Annotated in this window: 13 protein-coding genes; 3 read left to right on the forward strand and 10 right to left on the reverse strand. The window is 69.9% G+C overall.

What is annotated here, in order from left to right:
- Positions 1 to 43 precede the first annotated feature (43 nt).
- From ACE3T8_RS09030 to pilG, 4 genes are all read right to left on the reverse strand, one after another.
- Positions 44 to 2059 carry a methyl-accepting chemotaxis protein gene (locus ACE3T8_RS09030; protein ID WP_374608634.1) on the reverse strand — a complete coding sequence of 672 codons (2016 nt, stop codon included), beginning with the start codon at positions 2057 to 2059 and terminating at the stop codon, positions 44 to 46.
- Between the two features lie 33 nt (positions 2060 to 2092).
- Positions 2093 to 2608 (reverse strand): chemotaxis protein CheW, encoded by a 516-nt coding sequence (locus tag ACE3T8_RS09035; protein WP_374608745.1) that lies wholly within the window; start codon positions 2606 to 2608, stop codon positions 2093 to 2095.
- Between the two features lie 309 nt (positions 2609 to 2917).
- A complete protein-coding gene (locus ACE3T8_RS09040; RefSeq protein ID WP_187551332.1) occupies positions 2918 to 3283 on the reverse strand; it encodes a PleD family two-component system response regulator in 366 nt (121 codons plus the stop codon).
- An 18-nt stretch (positions 3284 to 3301) separates the two neighbouring features.
- On the reverse strand, positions 3302 to 3703 hold the full coding sequence (gene pilG / locus ACE3T8_RS09045; RefSeq protein ID WP_374608637.1) for a twitching motility response regulator PilG: 402 nt from the start codon (positions 3701 to 3703) through the stop codon (positions 3302 to 3304).
- 158 nt (positions 3704 to 3861) lie between these two features.
- Here pilG and gshB point away from each other — a divergent pair, with 158 nt between their 5' ends.
- A complete protein-coding gene (gshB, locus tag ACE3T8_RS09050; protein WP_374608639.1) occupies positions 3862 to 4824 on the forward strand; it encodes a glutathione synthase in 963 nt (320 codons plus the stop codon).
- Positions 4824 to 5714, forward strand: a complete 891-nt coding sequence (locus ACE3T8_RS09055) for an energy transducer TonB (RefSeq protein ID WP_374608641.1) — start codon at positions 4824 to 4826, stop codon at positions 5712 to 5714. Before gshB ends, ACE3T8_RS09055 begins: the two co-directional genes overlap by 1 nt.
- 9 nt (positions 5715 to 5723) lie before the next feature.
- On the opposite strand, the gene ACE3T8_RS09060 is transcribed toward ACE3T8_RS09055, so the two are convergent.
- The 4 genes from ACE3T8_RS09060 to mrcB form a co-directional block, all read right to left on the reverse strand.
- Positions 5724 to 6203, reverse strand: a complete 480-nt coding sequence (locus ACE3T8_RS09060; RefSeq protein WP_374608643.1) for a hypothetical protein — start codon at positions 6201 to 6203, stop codon at positions 5724 to 5726.
- A 69-nt stretch (positions 6204 to 6272) separates the two neighbouring features.
- A complete protein-coding gene (gene tsaB / locus ACE3T8_RS09065; RefSeq protein WP_374608645.1) occupies positions 6273 to 6977 on the reverse strand; it encodes a tRNA (adenosine(37)-N6)-threonylcarbamoyltransferase complex dimerization subunit type 1 TsaB in 705 nt (234 codons plus the stop codon).
- Complete coding sequence (locus ACE3T8_RS09070; RefSeq protein ID WP_374608647.1) at positions 6974 to 8956, reverse strand: ATP-dependent DNA helicase; 1983 nt, start codon at positions 8954 to 8956, stop codon at positions 6974 to 6976. Before ACE3T8_RS09070 ends, tsaB begins: the two co-directional genes overlap by 4 nt.
- Positions 8957 to 8972: 16 nt before the next feature.
- Positions 8973 to 11450 carry a penicillin-binding protein 1B gene (gene mrcB, locus ACE3T8_RS09075; protein ID WP_374608649.1) on the reverse strand — a complete coding sequence of 826 codons (2478 nt, stop codon included), beginning with the start codon at positions 11448 to 11450 and terminating at the stop codon, positions 8973 to 8975.
- Between the two features lie 127 nt (positions 11451 to 11577).
- On the opposite strand from mrcB, the gene ACE3T8_RS09080 reads away from it, so the two are divergent.
- Complete coding sequence (locus ACE3T8_RS09080; protein WP_374608651.1) at positions 11578 to 13668, forward strand: glycosyltransferase; 2091 nt, start codon at positions 11578 to 11580, stop codon at positions 13666 to 13668.
- Between the two features lie 13 nt (positions 13669 to 13681).
- Here ACE3T8_RS09080 and ACE3T8_RS09085 read toward each other — a convergent pair whose 3' ends face one another.
- Together ACE3T8_RS09085 and ACE3T8_RS09090 are read right to left on the reverse strand one after the other, a co-directional pair.
- Complete coding sequence (locus ACE3T8_RS09085) at positions 13682 to 15214, reverse strand: hypothetical protein (protein ID WP_374608653.1); 1533 nt, start codon at positions 15212 to 15214, stop codon at positions 13682 to 13684.
- The gene (locus ACE3T8_RS09090; RefSeq protein WP_374608747.1) at positions 15211 to 17364 is read right to left on the reverse strand and encodes a bifunctional (p)ppGpp synthetase/guanosine-3',5'-bis(diphosphate) 3'-pyrophosphohydrolase; all 2154 of its coding nucleotides are present in this window, start codon (positions 17362 to 17364) and stop codon (positions 15211 to 15213) included. Before ACE3T8_RS09090 ends, ACE3T8_RS09085 begins: the two co-directional genes overlap by 4 nt.
- Positions 17365 to 17410 lie beyond the last annotated feature (46 nt).

Genomic DNA, 17410 nt, shown 5'->3' on the forward strand with positions numbered 1-17410 from the left:
GGTGGGTGGCGTTCATCCCGACCTCTGCTGTCCCTGCCTGCACTCAGGCCGGCAGCTTGAAGTCGGCGACCGAGCGACGCAGGTCGGACGCGAGTTGCGCCAGGTTTCCGATCGATTGCGCGGTCTGGCTGGCGCCTTGCGACGTCTGCGCGGTGATCGACTGGATCGTGTTCATCGTCTGGGTGATGTCGGTCGCGGCGGTGGACTGCTCCTGCGCGGCCACCGAGATCCCTTCAATCAGCCCGGACAAGTCGGACGACACCTTTTCGATCTCGCCCAGCGCGGTACCCGCGTCCTCGGCCAGTCGTGCACCGGCGACCACTTCCGAGGTCGTCTGCTCCATCGAGCTGACCGCCTCGTTGGTATCGGCCTGAATGGTCTGGACCAGCGATTCGATGCGCTTGGTCGCGCCGGAGGAGCGTTCCGCGAGGCGTTGCACTTCGTCGGCCACCACCGCGAACCCGCGGCCTGCTTCACCGGCCGAGGCCGCCTGGATCGCGGCGTTCAGCGCCAGGATGTTGGTCTGTTCGGAAATGTCGTTGATCAGTTCGACGATCGAGCCGATTTCCTGCGAGCTTTCGCCCAGTCGCTTGATGCGCTTCGAGGTTTCCTGGATCTGGTCGCGGATGCTGTCCATGCCGGCGATCGTCTGCCGCACCACGCCCGCGCCGTTCGTCGCGATCAACACCGAGCGACGCGCCACCTCGGCCGAGTCGGCGGAGTTGCGCGAGACCTGGTTAATGCTCGAGGCGATTTCGTTGATGCGGTCGGTGGCGGAGTTGATTTCCTGCGCCTGGTGCTCGGCGGCGTCGGCCAGGTGCATGGCGGTCGCCTGCGTTTCCTGCGCGCTGGACGCCACCTGCACCGAGGTGTCGTTGATCGTCGCCACCAGCGTACGCAGCTGTTCCACGGCGAAGTTGATCGAGTCCGCGATCGCGCCGGTCATGTCCTCGGTCACGGTCGCCTTCACGGTCAGGTCGCCTTCCGCGAGCGAACCCATTTCGTCCAGCAGGCGCATGATCGCCTCCTGGTTGCGGTCGTTCAGTTCCTTGGTTGTGTGGTACCGCAAGCGCTGCGCGCGACCCTGCGCCCAGACCAGGCCGCCGATCGAGAACAGCATCAGCAGGCCGGACAGGATGCTGACCCAGACGCCGCCGATGATGCTGGTGTCCTTCAGCGAACCGAACGAGGTGAACGCCGCGAACAGGCTTTCGCTGTCCGATAGCAGCTTGTCGGAGCCGTTGGCGAGGGCGGTGGCCGAGGCCTGCGCGCCGATCAGCTTGCGCGAGTCGCCGACGATGCCGTCGAGGTCCTTCTTCATGCCGGCCCACAGGGTGGCGGCCTGGTTGAGCGGGGCGACCGCACCCGCGGCGGTCACCTTGGCGATGTCGCCGCTGCCGTTGCGCAGCGCGTTCATCGACCGATCGAACACCGCGGAGTCGCGACCCAGCGCGTCCGCGGCGACCTGGGCGCCGCTGCCGCCGGCGCGCAATTCGGCGATGCGGCGGGCCATGGCCGCCGAAGTCACCACCTGCTGCAGCGCGGTGAACACCTGGCCGGAACCGGCGCCGCCGGAGGCCAGGCCGCGCACCACTTCGTTCAACTGCGCCTGCAGTTGCGGCACCTTGGCACTGAAGCTGTCGGCGCGGCCGGCCAGCGCCAGCACCGCCTGCTGCGAGGCCATCACTTCGTCGGCGCGCTTGGCCAGCGGATCCCAGGTGTTGCTGACCGTGCGGATCGGGCCGGACACGCCGGCCTGGTCGCCGAAGCGGTCGTTGAGGGTCTTGATGTCCTCGTCGACTTCGCCCTTGGTGGCCTTGAACGCATCGAATGCCTGCGCATCGCCCGCGACCGCTTCCCGGCCCTGGTTGGCCAGTCGCTGCGAGTTCAGCTGCAGGCGTGAGGCCGCGGTGCTGGCGCCACCGAGGCGCGAGGCCTTGGTCGTGGCATACAGGGTGTTGCCGGCGAAGACCAGCAGCGAACCGATCAGCAACCAGATCCAGAAGTTGGTGCTGATGTTGCGGCCCTTGCCGGCGACGGAATCCATCAGAGTGCTCATGTTGCGACCTCGGGTTGCGTATGGGTCCGCGGGTTAGGCGGCGGCTTGGCGGAATTCGGGAGTACGGGCCAGGCGATCGAGGCTGAACACGCCCCAGTCCTGGTCGTTGATGCGGTAGGCACGATCGATGAAGTACGCATAGCGGCCTTCGGACACCGCGTCGAGCTCGATGCCCTGGCCGTCGACGAAGCTGCGCTGTCCGTACAGCTCGTCGATGGTGACGGCGACATCGCCACCGGGTTGGCGAACCACCAGCACGCGCTGGCTTTCGTGCAGCACGGTGCGCTCGCCCTCGAGGAACTGCTTGAGGTCGACCACCGGCAGCAGGGTGCCGCGGACATTGGCCACGCCGAGCATCCACGGCAACGAGCCGGGGACATGGCTGACCAGCGGCAACGGCATGATTTCCACCACTTCGTCGAAGCCGGACGCGAGCCGGTGCGACCCGACCCGGTAGGCCACGCCGCGCCAAAGGCCCGGCGCGTCGAGCTGCTCCGGCAGGCCGGCGACGTGGGCCAGGCTGCGCTGTTCGTAATCGGCCAGCACCAGGAACGGCGAGCGCTTGTCGCGCGGGCGCGCCGAGACCCGGCGCGAAGGCTTGGCACGCGCGGGGCGGGGCGCTTCCTGAACGGGCGGCTCGACGACGTCCGGAGCGGCGGCCTCGGCGGCCTCGGCGACTTCGAGCGCGTCGGCGGGTTCCAGCTGGACGTCGGCCTGCAGGGCCTCTTCCGGCTCGGGAGCGGACGCCTCGACGGGCTCGGCCACCACGACCTGATCAGGCGCGGCGGACACGGCCTCGACGGCGGCGGCCGCCTGCGGCTTGCCCTTCTGCTTTTGCTTGCCGCGCTTGGCCATGCTTCAGTGCCCGATCAGTGCGTTGATCCGCGCAATGAGATCGCTCTCGCGCGGCGGCTTGACGATGTAATCCTTCGCGCCCTGACGCAGCCCCCAGACGCGATCGGTTTCCAGTCCCTTGGTGCTGACGATCAGCACGGGGATGTGGCTGGTATCGACATCGCGCGACAGCGCGCGGGTGGCCTGGAAGCCGTTCATGCCGGGCAGCACCACATCCATCAGCACGAGGTCCGGCTTGTCGCGGCGGCAGGTGGCGATGCCATCCTCCGCGCTGCCCGAGGTGGTGACGTGATGCCCGTTGCGTTCCAGCAACTGGGTCATCACCGCGGCCTCGGTCGGCGAATCCTCGATCAGCAGTATGCGTGCCATTGGTGCCCTACCCCCCGGTCAGGCGTTGACGTATTTCCGTATCGCGCCAAGCAGTTCTTCGCGAGTGAAGGGCTTGGTCAAATATTGCTCGGAGCCCACGATACGGCCACGCGCCTTGTCGAACAAACCGTCCTTCGACGAAAGCATGATGACCGGCACAGTTTTGAATGTCTGGTTGTTCTTGATCAGCGCGCAGGCCTGATAGCCGTCCAGTCGCGGCATCATGATGTCCACGAAGATGATCTGCGGATTGTGGTCGGCGATCTTCGCCAGTGCCTCGAATCCGTCGGTCGCGGTGACCACGTCGCAGCCCTCCCGCGCGAGCAGCGTTTCCGCCGTGCGCCGGATCGTCTTCGAGTCGTCGATGACCATCACCCTCAGACCCTTGAGGTTGATGCCTGGATCGTCCTGCTGCGCCATGCGTTCCCCTTGCCGCCATTGCCCGCCGCAGCATTCCCCTGCAGCCGGACTGTCTATATCCCAGCCTGCACGCAGCCTGTCAAGCGCCGCAATGCGTCACATCGGTGAACGCTGCGCGTCGCCTGCTACCATCGTCGCAGCCCGTTCCGGACCTGCAGATGACAGACGCCGCGCCACTCGACGTCGTGGTGGTGATGGACCCGATCGAGTCCATCAAGACCGCCAAGGATTCCAGCTTCGCGATGCTGCTGGAGGCCCAGCGGCGCGGTCACCGGTTGCACTACGTCCGTCCGGGCGGGCTGGCGCTGCGTGGCGCGCGTGCGGTGGCCACGGCGGCCCAGCTGTCCGTGCAGGACATGCAAGGCAGCCATTTCCGCCTCGGCGACTGGCAGGAACTCGACTTCGGGCCCAGCCATGTAGTGCTGATGCGCACCGATCCGCCGGTGGATGCCGACTACCTGCACGACACCCAATTGCTGGGCATGGCCCAGCGCCAGGGCGCGCGGGTGGTCAACGACCCGCAGGGCCTGCGCGACTTCAACGAGAAACTGGCCGCGCTGCTGTTCCCGCAATGCTGCCCGCCCACCCTGGTCAGTCGCGACCCGAAGGCGCTCAAGGCCTTCGTCGGCGAACACGGCGAAGCCGTCCTCAAGCCGCTCGACGGCATGGGCGGGCGCTCGATCTTCCGCGCCCGCGCGGGCGAGGCCAACCTCAACGTGATCCTGGAAACCCTGACCCAGGGCGGCGTCCACCTGGCGATGGCGCAGCGCTACCTGCCGGAGATCGTGGACGGCGACAAGCGGATCCTGCTGGTCGATGGCGAGCCGGTCGACTACTGCCTGGCACGGATCCCGCAAGGCGACGAATTCCGCGGCAACCTGGCCGCCGGCGGACGCGGTGAAGGCCGGCCGCTGACCGACCGCGACCGCTGGATCGCGGCGCAGGTGGGACCGGAGATGAGGCGCCGCGGCATGCTGTTCGTCGGCCTGGACGTCATCGGCGACTACCTGACCGAGGTCAACGTCACCAGCCCGACCTGCATCCGCGAACTGGATGCGCAGTTCGGCCTCAACATCGCCGGGACCCTGTTCGACCGCATCGAAGCCGCGTCGGCGGCCTGATGAGCGCGGCCGCCGCCCCCGCGTCGCTGCCGGCGCCACCCCGCATCGGCGAGTCGGAGCGCCTCGGCGCGACCCTGGTGCTGTCGGCGCTGGTGCACGCGATGGTGATCCTCGGCATCGGCTTCGCGGTGGAGGACGCGGCACCGATGCTGCCCACCCTGGACGTGATCCTGAGCCGCACGCAGACGCCGCTGACCCCGGCGCAGGCGGATTTCCTGGCCCAGGCCAACAACCAGGGCGGCGGTGAGCACGACAAGAGCAACCGCCCCACGGCCCCGCAGGCCGGGCCGCTGCCGCAGCCGGAAGACGGCCTGGCACCGCGCCCGCTGCACGCGCAATCGCCGGCGCCCAGTCCGCCGCCGGATGCGCGCGTCGTCGCGTCGGCCAATGGCCGGCAGGCCTTGCCGCAGCCGCAGCCGCTGCAGCAGGTCGATGCCAATCAGGCGCCGCAGGGCCGCGAGAAGATCGACCGCGACATCGAGATGGCCCGGCTGGCCGCCGAGATCCAGTTGCGCTCGCAGCAATACGCAAAGCGCCCGAAGCGCCAGTTCGTCTCCGCCAGCACCAAGGAATACGCCTGGGCCGACTACCTGCGCGGCTGGGTGGATCGGGTCGAGCGCGTGGGCAACCTCAATTACCCGGACGAAGCGCGCCGTCGCCGCATCGGCGGCCTGGTGGTGATCAGCGTGGGCGTGCGCCGCGACGGCAGCGTGGAAAGCATCCGCATCGTCCAGTCCAGCCACGTGCCGATGCTGGACGAGGCCGCGACCCGCATCGTCAAACTGTCGCAGCCGTTCTCGCCGCTGCCGAAGACCCAGGAAGACCCCGACGTGCTGCACGTCACCCGTACCTGGCAGTTCCTGCCGGGCGGCGAACTGATCGACCGCTAGGACTCCGGCTCAGCGGAACATGCAGTCGAGCAGGGGTTGCTCGATGCCGATCACCGCCTCCAGCGCATTTTCCCAGCCCGCCCCGTCCTGCTGGATCAGCGGCGCGAAACCGCCGGCATCGGCCGATGCCGTCGCCAGGTCGCTGCCCCGGAAATTGCCTTCACCTGCCTCGAGGGTCATCCGCGCACGCACGCTGCGCCGGCCCTTCTGGCGGTACTCGGCGCGACCCGACGCCAGCAGCTTGCCGCCATCGGCATCCGTCGACTCCACCGTCAGCGCGCCCGTTTGGCGGGCCGCGCATTGCTCCGCCTTGCCCACGATCTGCTGCACGGACCCCGGGATCGAGTACCGCGTCCCGCGCATGCCCAGGATCGGACGCGCCTCGCGGCTGGCGTCCACTTCCAGCGTGTGGCCTTCGAAGACCACGTCCTCGGCCATTGCCGGCATCGTCGCCAGCATCCCGGCCAACACCCAGCTCCTGCTTGCCATGCCTCACCTCGCCATGGGACTGCTGCTTTGCAGCATAGCCAGAATGCCGAGCCGGACAAGCGACGCCCGTCAACCTTTCGCGCGCAGGGCCTGTTGCTCGGCGAGGGTGAGGGCCACGTTGTTGCGCAGGTAGGCGGGCTCGATGCGTTCCGCCGCCACCGCTTCGCCGCGTGCGAAGGCCAGCGCGGCCAGGCGGGCGACATCTGCCGCATGGGGCAGTGCCGCGGCATCGACGGTGGCCAGCCGCCCATGCAGGCGGAGCGACAAGGCGGCTCCCGCAGCGGCGAAGCCGGTGCCGACGCCATGCCAGCTGTCGCCTTCCGGGATCTTGGCGTCGTCGGGCTTGACCACGACCTCATCGTCGAGGGCGACGAGGTCATCGCCACGGCGCGAGAACGCGCCCAGGTAAACCTCGCCCATCCTCGCGTCGATCGACGCGAGGATGCGATCGCCGTCCGCGCCTGCGTCCGCGCGCATCGCCAGCGCGGCCAGCGTCGATACCGGCAGTACCGGCCGGTCCAGCGCCAGCGCGATCCCTTGCGCGACGGCGATCGCCAGGCGCACGCCGGTGAACGCACCCGGGCCGCGCCCGACCGCGATCGCGTCGAGTTGCGACTTGGCGATGCCGGCCTCGGCCAACACCTCGTCCGCCCACGGCAACGCGAGCTCCGCATGCCGGCGCGGGGCCAGGTCGAAGCGTTCGCAGACCTCGCCATCGACATAGACGGCGACGGAGCAGGCTTCGGTGGCGGTTTCGAACGCGAGCAATTTCATGATTCGGATTGTGACCCGAAGAAGGCCTGCACGTCGCCGACCTCGCGGGTGATCGGCAGCGGCGGCAGCGAATCCATGAACACCCTGCCGTAACTCTTCTGGGTCAGGCGCGGGTCGCACAGCACCAGCACGCCGCGGTCGGTCTCGGTGCGGATCAGCCTGCCCGCCCCCTGCTTGAGCGCGATCACCGCCTGCGGCAATTGTTCGTCGCGGAACGGATTGCCGCCGGCGCGGCGGATCGCGTCCAGGCGCGCCTCGAACACCGGATCGTCCGGCGCTGCGAACGGCAGTTTGTCGATGACGACCACGGACAGCGCATCGCCGGCGACGTCCACGCCCTCGCGGAAGCTGGCGGTGCCCAGCAGCACGCCGTTACCCGACTCGCGGAAGCGCTGCAGCAGCACATGGCGCGGCTCGCTGCCCTGCACGAACAGCGGCCACGGCGCATTGCGCAGCAGCTCCGCGGCTTCGCGCAGCGCCCGGTGCGAGGCGAACAGCAGGAAGGCGCGGCCACCGGAGGCCTGCAGCACCGGCTGCAAGGTCGCGATCAGTGCGCTGCCGTATTCGCGCGAGGCCGGTTCCGGCAACCGCGGCGGGAGGAAGCACAGCGCCTGCCGATCCCAGTCGAACGGGCTGGGTTCGAGCAGTTCGACCGCTTCGTTGATCCCCAACCGCTGGGCGATGTGGGAGAACCCGCCCGACACCGCCAGCGTCGCCGAGGTGAACACCCAGGCCGCGCGCGATTCCTCGCGATGCCGGCGCAACGGCGCGGACACGTCCAGCGGCGTGCGCTGCAGGCGGAAACCGCGCGGGGTCAGTTCGTACCAGTGCACGCTGGTGTCGGGCGGCGCGTCATCGGCATCGTCGTCGGGATCGTGCGCCGGCGCTTCACCCAACCAGCGGCGCAGGCGACCCAACTGGTCGCGTGCGCGCAGGTGGCAGGCATCGAACCCCGGCGCCGCCTCGCGCAACGGTTCCAGTGTGTCCTGCATGCGCTGCAGCGCGTCGGCCAGGGATTGGAAGGCGGGTTCGATGTCGACCTCGTCCAGCGCGCGCCAGGCGGTGCCGCGCACCGGCAGGTTGTCCATGCTCGCGCGCAATGCGCGGGCCGCATGTTCCAGTTCGCGCGCGGGTTCCTGCACGCTGGCCAGCGAACCCGCGACATCCTTGCACTCGCCGAGTGCGTCACGGGCAAGTTCGACCAAGGGTCGCGCACCCAGGCCCTCGCCGAAGAACTGCGCCGCGAGTTCCGGCAACTGGTGCGCCTCGTCGACGACGAAGGCCTGCGCGCCGGGCAGGATCTCGCCGAAGCCTTCCTGCTTGAGCGCGAGGTCGGCCAGCAGCAGGTGGTGGTTGACCACCACCAGGTCGGCGGTCTGCGCGCGCTGGCGCGCCTGCACCACGAAGCAGTCGCCCCACCGCGGGCAATCGGTGCCCAGGCAGTTGTCCGCGGTCGAGCTGACCTGCGGCAGCAGCGGAGAATCCTCCGGCAGCGATTCCAGTTCGGCCAGGTCGCCCATCTTCGTGCGCCCGCTCCATGCCACCACGCGCTGGAACTGCGACACCTGCTCGCGCGAGGAAAACCCACCCTTGGACAGTTGCGGATCGCCCTTGGCCTGCTCCATGCGGTACAGGCACAGGTAGTTCGAGCGCCCCTTCAACAACGCGGTCTTGAGGCCGGTGCCCAGCGCATCACGCACCCGTGGCAAGTCGCGGAAATACAGCTGGTCCTGCAACGCGCGGGTGCCGGTGGACACGATCGTCTTCATCCCCGACAGCAAGGCGGGGACGAGGTAGGCGAAGGTCTTGCCGGTGCCGGTGCCGGCCTCGGCCAGCAGCACGCCGCGTTGCTCGAAGGCATCCGCCACCGCCATCGCCAACCGCTGCTGCGCCGGCCGCGCCACGAAACCGGGAATCCGTTGCGCCAGCGGCGCACCGTCGCCCAGCGCCTCGCCGACCGCCTGACTCAGGCGCGACATCGCGATGCCTCCGGGATCAGGGCTGAGGCGCCGGCGCGGCCGGTGGCGCGTCGGCCGGAACCGGCACCTGCTTGGCCGGGTCGTCGCCGCCGAACCAGCCGCGAATCGCCTGCCCCGCGCGTTCCAGCGCGCCGGGTTCGCCGTCGAGCGCGGGATCCGCGGGAATCGGGTTGCCGAACTCGTCCACCGCCTGCGGAGGTGCGTACACGCAGGCCTGGTAGCCGGGCGCATAACCGGCGACGAAGGCGAAGCGGCGCGCGCCCGGGCAGCCCGGATCGGTGCTGTGGCCGCCCTCGACCCAGCGCCAGTCCAGGCCTTCATCCAGCAGCTTCAACGGCGCACTGGGCAAGCGCGCGAACACGTCCGACCACACCCGCATCCCGCCGGTGGCGCCGTACAGGCCGGTTTCCTTGTTCTGGTCGTTGCCGACCCAGACCACGGCGAGGTGGTCGCCGGTGTAGCCGGCAAACCAGCTGTCGCGGCCATCGTTGCTGGTGCCGGTCTTGCCGGCCGCCGCCAGGCGTCCCAAGCCGTCGCGCACCAGCGGACGTCCAGTGCCGGAGCTCACCGCGTACTGCAAGGCCACGCCGACCAGACGCGCCGCGACCGCGTCGCCCTTCTGCGCGGGCGGGGCGACGCTGTCGTAGCGCTTGATCGCCCGGCCGTTCTGGTCGAGCACGCCGCGTACCGCGTGCAAGGGCTGGATCTCGCCGCCGGAGGCGAGGAACTGGTACAGCTGGGCCATCGCGTACGGGCTCTGGTCGACCGCGCCGAGGATCAGCGACGGCTGGCCCTCGGATTCGATCCCGGCCAGGGTGCGGGTCAGCTCCGCCAGCCGCTGTGGCTGCACGTCCATGCCCAGCCGGACCGTGGCCTGGTTGTAGCTTTGCGCCAGCGCGTCGAGCAAGCGCACGGTGCCGTGGCTGCGCCCGTCGGAATTGCCCGGCTTCCAGTTGCGCGAACGGCCCAGGCTGACGGTGACCGGGGCATCGCTGATGGTGCTGGCCAGCGACCACTTGTCCGGCTGCGCCAGCGCGAGCAGATACACGAAGGGCTTGAGCAGCGAACCGACCGGGCGCTTGGCATCGACCGCACGGTTGAAGCCCTGTTCGGTGAATTCGCGGCTGCCGACCACCGCAACCACGTCGCCGTTGTGCACATCGGTCATCACCACACCGGCTTGCAGCGGCGGGCGGCCCTTGGTGGACAGCGATTTCAGCGTGCGCGCCACCGCGCCTTCGGCATAGCCCTGCGCGGCCGGCGACATGCCGGTCATCACCGACAGGCCAGCGCCGGACAGCTTGTCTGCGGGGTAATCGCGCGCCAGTTGCTTGCGCACCAGGTCGACGTAGGCGGGGAAGCGGTTCGCGGCCAGGCTGCCGGCGTTCTCGGTCACGCCCAGCGGGGCCTTGCTCGCGCGCTGGAATTCCTTGTCGTCGATCAGGCCGGTTTCGTGCATCTCGCCAAGGACGAAATTGCGGCGTTCGGTGGCACGTTCGGGATTGCGCCGCGGGTTGTACCAGGACGGTCCCTTGACCAGGCCGATCATCAGGGCGACCTGCTCGGTGGACAGGTCCTGCAGTTCCTTGCCGAACCAGAACTCGGAGGCGGCGGCGACGCCGCGGATCGACTGTGCGCCGCGCTGGCCCAGGTCGACCTGGTTGAAGTAGGCCTCGAGGATGGTGCCCTTGTCATAGCGCGCCTCCAGCAGCAGGGCGAACAGGATTTCCTTGGCCTTGCGGCGGACGGTCTGCTCCTTGCCGATGCCGAGCAGGCCGCTGCGCGCAAGCTGCTGGGTCAACGTGCTGGCGCCCTGCTTGGTGTCGCCGCCGGACTTCACGGTGACGAAGGCCGCGCGCAGCATGCCGCCGAGATCGATGCCCATGTGCCGGTTGAAGTCGCGGTCTTCCACCGCCTGCAGGCCTTCGACCAGCAGCGACGGGACGTCGCCGATGCGCACCAGCCGTCGCTCTTCCTGCTGCTGGCCGTACAGCGTGGCCATGCGTGCCGGATCCAGCCGCGCACTGCGCAAGGCGCGCTTGCCGGCGACATCGCGGATCGCCGCCACGTCGCCACCGGACAGGGTCACTTCCAGCACCGAGGGCGCAACCCGGCCATCGACATCGTCGTAGCCGCGGCTGGAAATCCGCCAGCGCGCGCCGTTGCGGTCGTAGGTGCCGGCGCGCTTGCCGTCGCCATCGCGGTACGACGCGGCATCGAGCTCGGTCTTGAGCGTCTGCGCATCCATCGCCAGCCCGGTGCGCAGCACCAGCGGCCGCGCGTACACCCGGGTCGGCACCTGCCAGCGCAACTTGCCGAAGCGCTCGCCGACCTGGTGGTTCAGGTAGAGCATGTAGGGGATCAGGAAGCCCAGCAGCAGCGCCGCGGCGGCCAGCCCCCAGGTCAGCAGCCGGTTGCGCCAGCCTGGGCCTTCCGCATCGGTGCCGTCGCCATCGTCGTCGTGCAGGTCGTCTTCGTCTTCGATGCGGGGCATGGGCGGCCTGGCTGGCGGCGGTTTCGCGGAATGCGACAATGCCGGGTACGGTTGCGACGAGTCTAGCGCAGGGTTTGCGCGGCCCGCCGTCGGCCAATGCCTCGTTCTTCAGCCGGAGTTCCGCCGCATGCCCCTCCCCGCCGAAGCGCGCTTCTGGATCGCGCGCGCGCTCGGCCTGTGGCGGCGCGGCTGGGCCAGCCTGCGCACGCGCGGACTGGCGGCCAGCTGGGCACGGCTGCTGCGGCAATTCCATCGCACGCCGATTCCCGCAAGTGCGCTGTACACCCCGCCCGCGACTGCGTTTTCGCCGTTCGCGTTGCCGACCTCGCCCGCGCCGCGCGCCAGCATCGTGATCCCGGTCTTCGGCGCATTCGCGCATACCCTGGCCTGCCTGCGCGCGATTGCGGCGCATCCTCCGGCGGTCGCGTTCGAGGTGATCGTGGTCGACGATGCCTCACTCGACGATTCCCTGCCGAAGCTGCGCGCGATCGATGGCTTACGCGTGCACGCACGCACGACCAACGGCGGCTTCATCAAAGCCTGCAACGAAGGCGCGGCGGAGGCGCGTGGCGAGATCATGGTCTTCCTCAACAACGACACCGTGCCGCAGCCCGGCTGGCTGGACGCACTGCTCGCCACCTTCGAAGCGCAGCCGGATGCCGGGCTCGTCGGCGCGAAACTGCTATATCCCGATGGCCGACTGCAGGAAGCCGGCGGCGTGGTGTTCGCCGACGGCAGCGGCTGGAATTACGGACGCTTCGACGATCCCGCCGACTGCCGCTACAACTACCTGCGCGATGCCGACTATGTCAGCGGCGCGGCGATCGCGATCCCGCGCGCATTGTTCGAGCAGCTGGGCGGTTTCGACGCGCGTTATGCGCCCGCCTACTACGAAGACACCGACCTCGCCTTCAAGGTGCGCGCCGCCGGCCTGCGCGTGCTCTACCAGCCGACCTCGGTGGTGGTGCACGACGAGGGCACGACCTCCGGCACCGACCTCACTACCGGCCCGAAGGCGGCGCAGGTTCGCAACCAGGCGACCTTCGCGGAGACGTGGCGCGATGCGCTGGCCACGCACCTGCCCGCCGGCAGCGTGCCCACGCCCGCCTTGCTGCACCGCCGGCAGCGGCAGGTATTGGTGATCGATGCGCTCACCCCGCAACCCGATCGCGATTCCGGATCGCTGCGGCTGGTGAACCTGATGCGGCTGCTGATCGAGGAAGGCGCGCACGTGGTGTTCGTGCCGGCAAACCGCAGCGCTGATGGCACCTACACGCAGGACCTGCAGGTGCTCGGCGTGGAGTGCTGGCACGCGCCGGCGATGGCGCGCTTCCCGGCGTGGTTGCGCGAGCACGGCCCGCGCTTCGACGTGGCGATGGTCAGCCGCCACTACGTCGCCGGCGAGATGCTGCCGCTGCTGCGCCGGCATGCGCCCCGGGCGAAATTGCTGTTCGACACGGTCGACCTGCACTACCTGCGCGAACGCCGCGCCGCGGAACTGACGGGCGATGCCGCCCCGCTGCGCGCCGCCATGCGCACGCGCGATCTCGAACTGGCCTTGATCCGCGACGCCGACGCCACGCTTGTCGTCAGCGGGGTCGAGCGCGAGCTGCTCGCCGTCGACGCGCCCGGCGCGGACGTGCGCGTGCTGTCCAACCTGCATCGCGAAGCAGCACCCGGACCGGCCTGGTCGCAGCGCGACGGCCTGCTGTTCGTCGGTGGCTTTCGCCATCCGCCCAATGTCGATGCCGTGCAGTGGTTCGCGCGCGAGGTGTTCCCGCGCATTCGCGCGGCACGGCCTGCGATCGAATTGCATTGCGTCGGCGGCGACGTGCCGAACGAGATCGCGCGCCTGGCCGACGTGCCGGGCGTATGCATCCATGGCCATGTCCCGGACCTGCAGCCCATGCTCGATGCTGCGCGGGTATCGATCGCGCCGCTGCGTTACGGCGCCGGGGTGAAGGGCAAGGTCAACCAGGCGATGGCGCACGGCCTGCCGGTGGTGGCCACGGGCTGCGCGGTGGAAGGCATGCACCTGCGCGATGGCGAGGACGTGCTGGTCGCCGACGCGGCAGTGGCGTTCGCCGATGCGGTGCTGCGCCTCCACGACGACGAGGCGTTGTGGTCGCGACTGGCCGCGAACGGGCGCGTGAGCGTCGCCACGCATTTCTCGCTGGATGCCGCGCGCGCAACCGTCCGCGCGCTTTTCTTCGGCTGATCGCAACGCGGCTTCAATGGGCGGCGGCGCGTGCCCGCTCGAGCCGTTCCTGCAACGCCTGCAAGCCGGGCGTTGCGGCATCCAGTGCACGGGCACGCGCCAGCGCACGCATGGTCGCTTCGAGTTCACCGGCGCCCAGGCGCTCCTCGCCGATCGCCAGCCAGCGTTCCGCCAGTCGCCGTTGCGCGGCGGTCAATGCGGCATCGGCAGGTGCCAGTTGCCGCCAGGCGTCCAGGCAGACCTGCGCACGCCCCAGGTCGTTGTCGCGCAAGGCGGTGGCGTTGCAGTCGCGCGCTGCCGGCAGCATCGCCTGCAGGGCACGCTGCACGGCCGGATCGCCCGGCGCCAGCGCGCGCGCCTCGCGCAGGCGATCCCAGGCGCTGTCGCCTGGCGGGCTCAGCCAGTCGCCGCGGTTGCGCGCTGCTTCCGCCTGCGCCAGCAAGTCGCGCACCTGCGCCTTCACCCGTTGCGACGCGGCAGGGCGCGGCAGTTGCGCGGCACCTGCGCGCGCGTCCTGCAGGTGGCGGCGAGCGGCCTGCACGCGCACCGGATCGCCATCGAGGCGTTCGACCAGCGCCAGCAGCCGCATTGTTTCGTCGAAACGGAAATCGGCGGTCGCGGCCTGCGCATCGCGGAGCAAGCCGTCCACCACTGCGGTGTCGCACTCGTCCGGTGTCGTCGATACAGCGACCTCGCGCAAGGCCACGCATGCCTCGGCGGCCGAGGCATGCTGGCCACGCTGCAGGGATTGGCGGATGCGCGCGCTGCGTCGTTGCACGGCCTGGGCAAGACCGGCACGCAGTTCGGGCAGCTCGACATGACCGGCATCGAAACGTTCGGCCACCTGCACGCGCGATGCCGCGCCGGCCAGGTCGCCGCGCGCCAGCAGGCCGGGAACCGGCTGCAGCAGGTCGGACAGCGCATCTTCGCGACCTTCTGCCGCCCGCTGGTTGCGCGGTTGCAGGGCCAGCACGCGCTGGTACAGCGGCAACGCGGCATCGACGCCATCCTGCAGCCGTCCCGCGGCGTGTGCGGCTTCCGCTTCGGCAAGCAAGGCGCCGATCCCGGCCTGCGCGGCATCGTCGGCGCGCAACGCGACCTCGATCGCATCGATGCCCGCCTTCGGCGCATCCAGGTCGCGGGCCAGGCGCAAGGCGATCCGCGCCTGCACCTCGCGGCCCGAACGCGCATGCATCTCCGCTTGCGCGAGCGCGGCCAATGCCACCCGCGACAAGCCTTCGCGCGCTTCCACCTGGTCGGGCTGCAAGGCGAGCGCGGCCTCGTACAGTTCACGCGCGCCACTGCCATCGGCCACCGAGAGGCGACCTGCGGCGAGTGCCGCCGTCGCCTGCGCGCGCAGGTCGGCAGCACGCGGATCCGGCCACAGCCAGTCGCCGATGCGCTGGCGGAACAGCACCGCTACCACCAGGGCCAGCAGCAGTCCCGCGCACACCGCGAGGATGCCGCTGCGCCACCCCTGCGGCAGCGTCGCCCACTGCGCGCGCCACGCGTCACGCCTGCGTTGCAGCGTGGCGAGGCGATTCATCCCCGCCGCGCGGACTCGATGCCGGGCAGCGATTCCAGCCGCGCCAGCAGCAGGCCCAACTGGCCGAAGTCGGGCACCCGCGCCTGCAGTTGCACGTGCACCTGGCCGTGGCCACCGCGCACCTGCTCGGCATGCAGGCTGACCACGTGCAGGCCGAGTTGTGCCACCAGGGTGGTGATGTCCTTCAGCAGCCACTTGCGGTCGATGCCCTCGATCCGGATCGCGACCTGCTGGCCGCCACGCTGCGCGCCCCACTCCACCGGCAGCACGCGCGCCGGCTGGATCCCGGCCAGGCGCAGGAACGCCGCGCAGTCCGGGCGATGCACGCTGACCCCGCGCGCGCGGGTGAGATAGCCGACGATCGCCTCGCCCGGCAACGGCTGGCAGCAGCGCGCGACCTGCGCCAGCAGGTTGTCCACGCCCTGCACGGTCACCGTGCTCGCCTTCGATGCCGACACCTGCGATTTCGGTGGCACGATCGAGGTCGATGCCGATGCGGCCGGCGCCGCGGCTTCCTGCGCCGCGCGCTCCAGTTCCAGCAGGGCGCGCCCGACCTGGTTCGGCCCGACATCGCCCAGCGCCACCAGCACCAGCAACTCGTCGACCGTCGCCGCGTTGAACTTGCCCAGCACCGGTTGCAGGTCGGTGTGCAGCAGGCCCATCCGGCGCAGGTCGCGGTCGAGCATGTCGCGCCCGGCCTGCAGGTTGCGCGCACGATCGAGCTTGTTGAACCACGCACGTACCTTGTCGCGCGAGCGGCTGCTGGCCAGGAACCCGGAGCCCGCCTGCAGCCAGTCGCGACGCGGCTCCGCGGTCTTGCCGGTGAGGATCTCGACGCGCTGCCCGGTGTGCAGTTGCGTGCCCAGCGGCACGATGCGGCCGTCGACTTTCGCTCCGCGGCAGCGATGCCCGACCATCGTGTGCACCTGGTAGGCGAAGTCGAGCACGGTGCCGCCCTGCGGCAGGTCGACCACGTCGCCGTTCGGGGTCAGCGCGTACACGCGCTCCTCGGCCAGGTCCGCATCCATGCCCTGCAACGGCGAGGCCTCGCCGTCCTTCGCGGCGTCGGCCGCCTGTTCCAGCAACTTGCGCATCCACGCGATGCGCTTGTCCATCGCCGCACCGCCGGCCGCGCTGCCTTCCTTGTAGCGCCAGTGCGCGGCCACGCCGAGCTCGGCCTGCGCATGCATCTCGCGGGTGCGGATCTGCACTTCCAGCGTCTTGCCTTCCGGCCCGATCACCGCGGTATGCAGCGAGCGATAGCCGTTCGGCTTGGGTCGGGCGATGTAGTCGTCAAATTCACTGGGGACCGGCACCCACAGCGCGTGTACCAACCCGAGCACGGCGTAGCAACTCGGCACATCGTCGACCAGCACCCGCAGCGCGCGCAGGTCGTACAGCTCGCCGATCGGCGCATCCTTCTTCCGCATCTTCTTCCAGATGCTGTAGATGTGCTTGGGCCGGCCGGCGATGTCGGCGGCGATGCCGTTGTCGGCCAGCACCTCGCGCAACTGCGCCAGCGCCGACTGGATGAAGCGTTCGCGGCCGCTGCGGTTGTCGTCCAGCAGGCGGGCGATGCGCACGTAGGTGTCGGCCTCGAGCACGCGGAAGGCGAGGTCCTCGAGTTCCCACTTCAGCTGCCAGATGCCCAGCCGGTTGGCCAGCGGGGCGTGGATGTCGCGGGTCAACTGCGCCAGCGCGCGTTGCTCCTCCGCCGGCAGTCGCCAGGCCGCACGCATCCGCGACAACTGCCGCGCCAGCACGATGGTGACCACGCGCAGGTCGCGCACCAGCGCCAGCAGCAGGCGGCGCATGCCCTCGGGGTTGCGCCCGCCGCCGTGATCGCGATGCAGCGCCCAGACGCGACTGGAGGCACGTTGGCCTTCCAGCAGGACCTGCAGGCGCTCAGGGATCTCGACCTTCGCCTGCGCAGCCAGCGGTTCGATGTCGACCAGCGCGTCCAGCAACGCCGCCGCCATCACCTCGGCATCGGCGTTCAGGGTGGACAGGATCGCGAGCGTGTCGAACAACACGTCGGCGCGGTCGCGCATCGGCGCGCCGGCCTCGGCCCGCTCGCGCCAGAACGTCGCCAACGGTGTCGGCAACGCGCCCGCAGGCAGCCGCGCCAGGGCCTCGGCATGGGACGTCATGGTGGGGGCGACGGCGTGCATGCCCCTACCTTAGCGAGCACGCCCG

This window comes from Thermomonas sp., assembly GCF_041919455.1.
GTDB lineage: Bacteria > Pseudomonadota > Gammaproteobacteria > Xanthomonadales > Xanthomonadaceae > Thermomonas.

Excerpts from the sequence above, each read along its gene's own strand:
- ACE3T8_RS09090 (WP_374608747.1), bottom strand. The coding sequence starts at position 17,364 with ATGACGTCCCATGCCGAGGCCCTGGCGCGGCTGCCTGCGGGCGCGTTG.
- pilG (WP_374608637.1), bottom strand. The coding sequence starts at position 3,703 with ATGGCGCAGCAGGACGATCCAGGCATCAACCTCAAGGGTCTGAGGGTG.
- ACE3T8_RS09060 (WP_374608643.1), bottom strand. The coding sequence starts at position 6,203 with ATGGCAAGCAGGAGCTGGGTGTTGGCCGGGATGCTGGCGACGATGCCG.
- mrcB (WP_374608649.1), bottom strand. The coding sequence starts at position 11,450 with ATGCCCCGCATCGAAGACGAAGACGACCTGCACGACGACGATGGCGAC.
- ACE3T8_RS09080 (WP_374608651.1), top strand. The coding sequence starts at position 11,578 with ATGCCCCTCCCCGCCGAAGCGCGCTTCTGGATCGCGCGCGCGCTCGGC.
- ACE3T8_RS09055 (WP_374608641.1), top strand. The coding sequence starts at position 4,824 with ATGAGCGCGGCCGCCGCCCCCGCGTCGCTGCCGGCGCCACCCCGCATC.
- tsaB (WP_374608645.1), bottom strand. The coding sequence starts at position 6,977 with ATGAAATTGCTCGCGTTCGAAACCGCCACCGAAGCCTGCTCCGTCGCC.
- ACE3T8_RS09040 (WP_187551332.1), bottom strand. The coding sequence starts at position 3,283 with ATGGCACGCATACTGCTGATCGAGGATTCGCCGACCGAGGCCGCGGTG.
- gshB (WP_374608639.1), top strand. The coding sequence starts at position 3,862 with ATGACAGACGCCGCGCCACTCGACGTCGTGGTGGTGATGGACCCGATC.
- ACE3T8_RS09030 (WP_374608634.1), bottom strand. The coding sequence starts at position 2,059 with ATGAGCACTCTGATGGATTCCGTCGCCGGCAAGGGCCGCAACATCAGC.
- ACE3T8_RS09085 (WP_374608653.1), bottom strand. The coding sequence starts at position 15,214 with ATGAATCGCCTCGCCACGCTGCAACGCAGGCGTGACGCGTGGCGCGCG.
- ACE3T8_RS09070 (WP_374608647.1), bottom strand. The coding sequence starts at position 8,956 with ATGTCGCGCCTGAGTCAGGCGGTCGGCGAGGCGCTGGGCGACGGTGCG.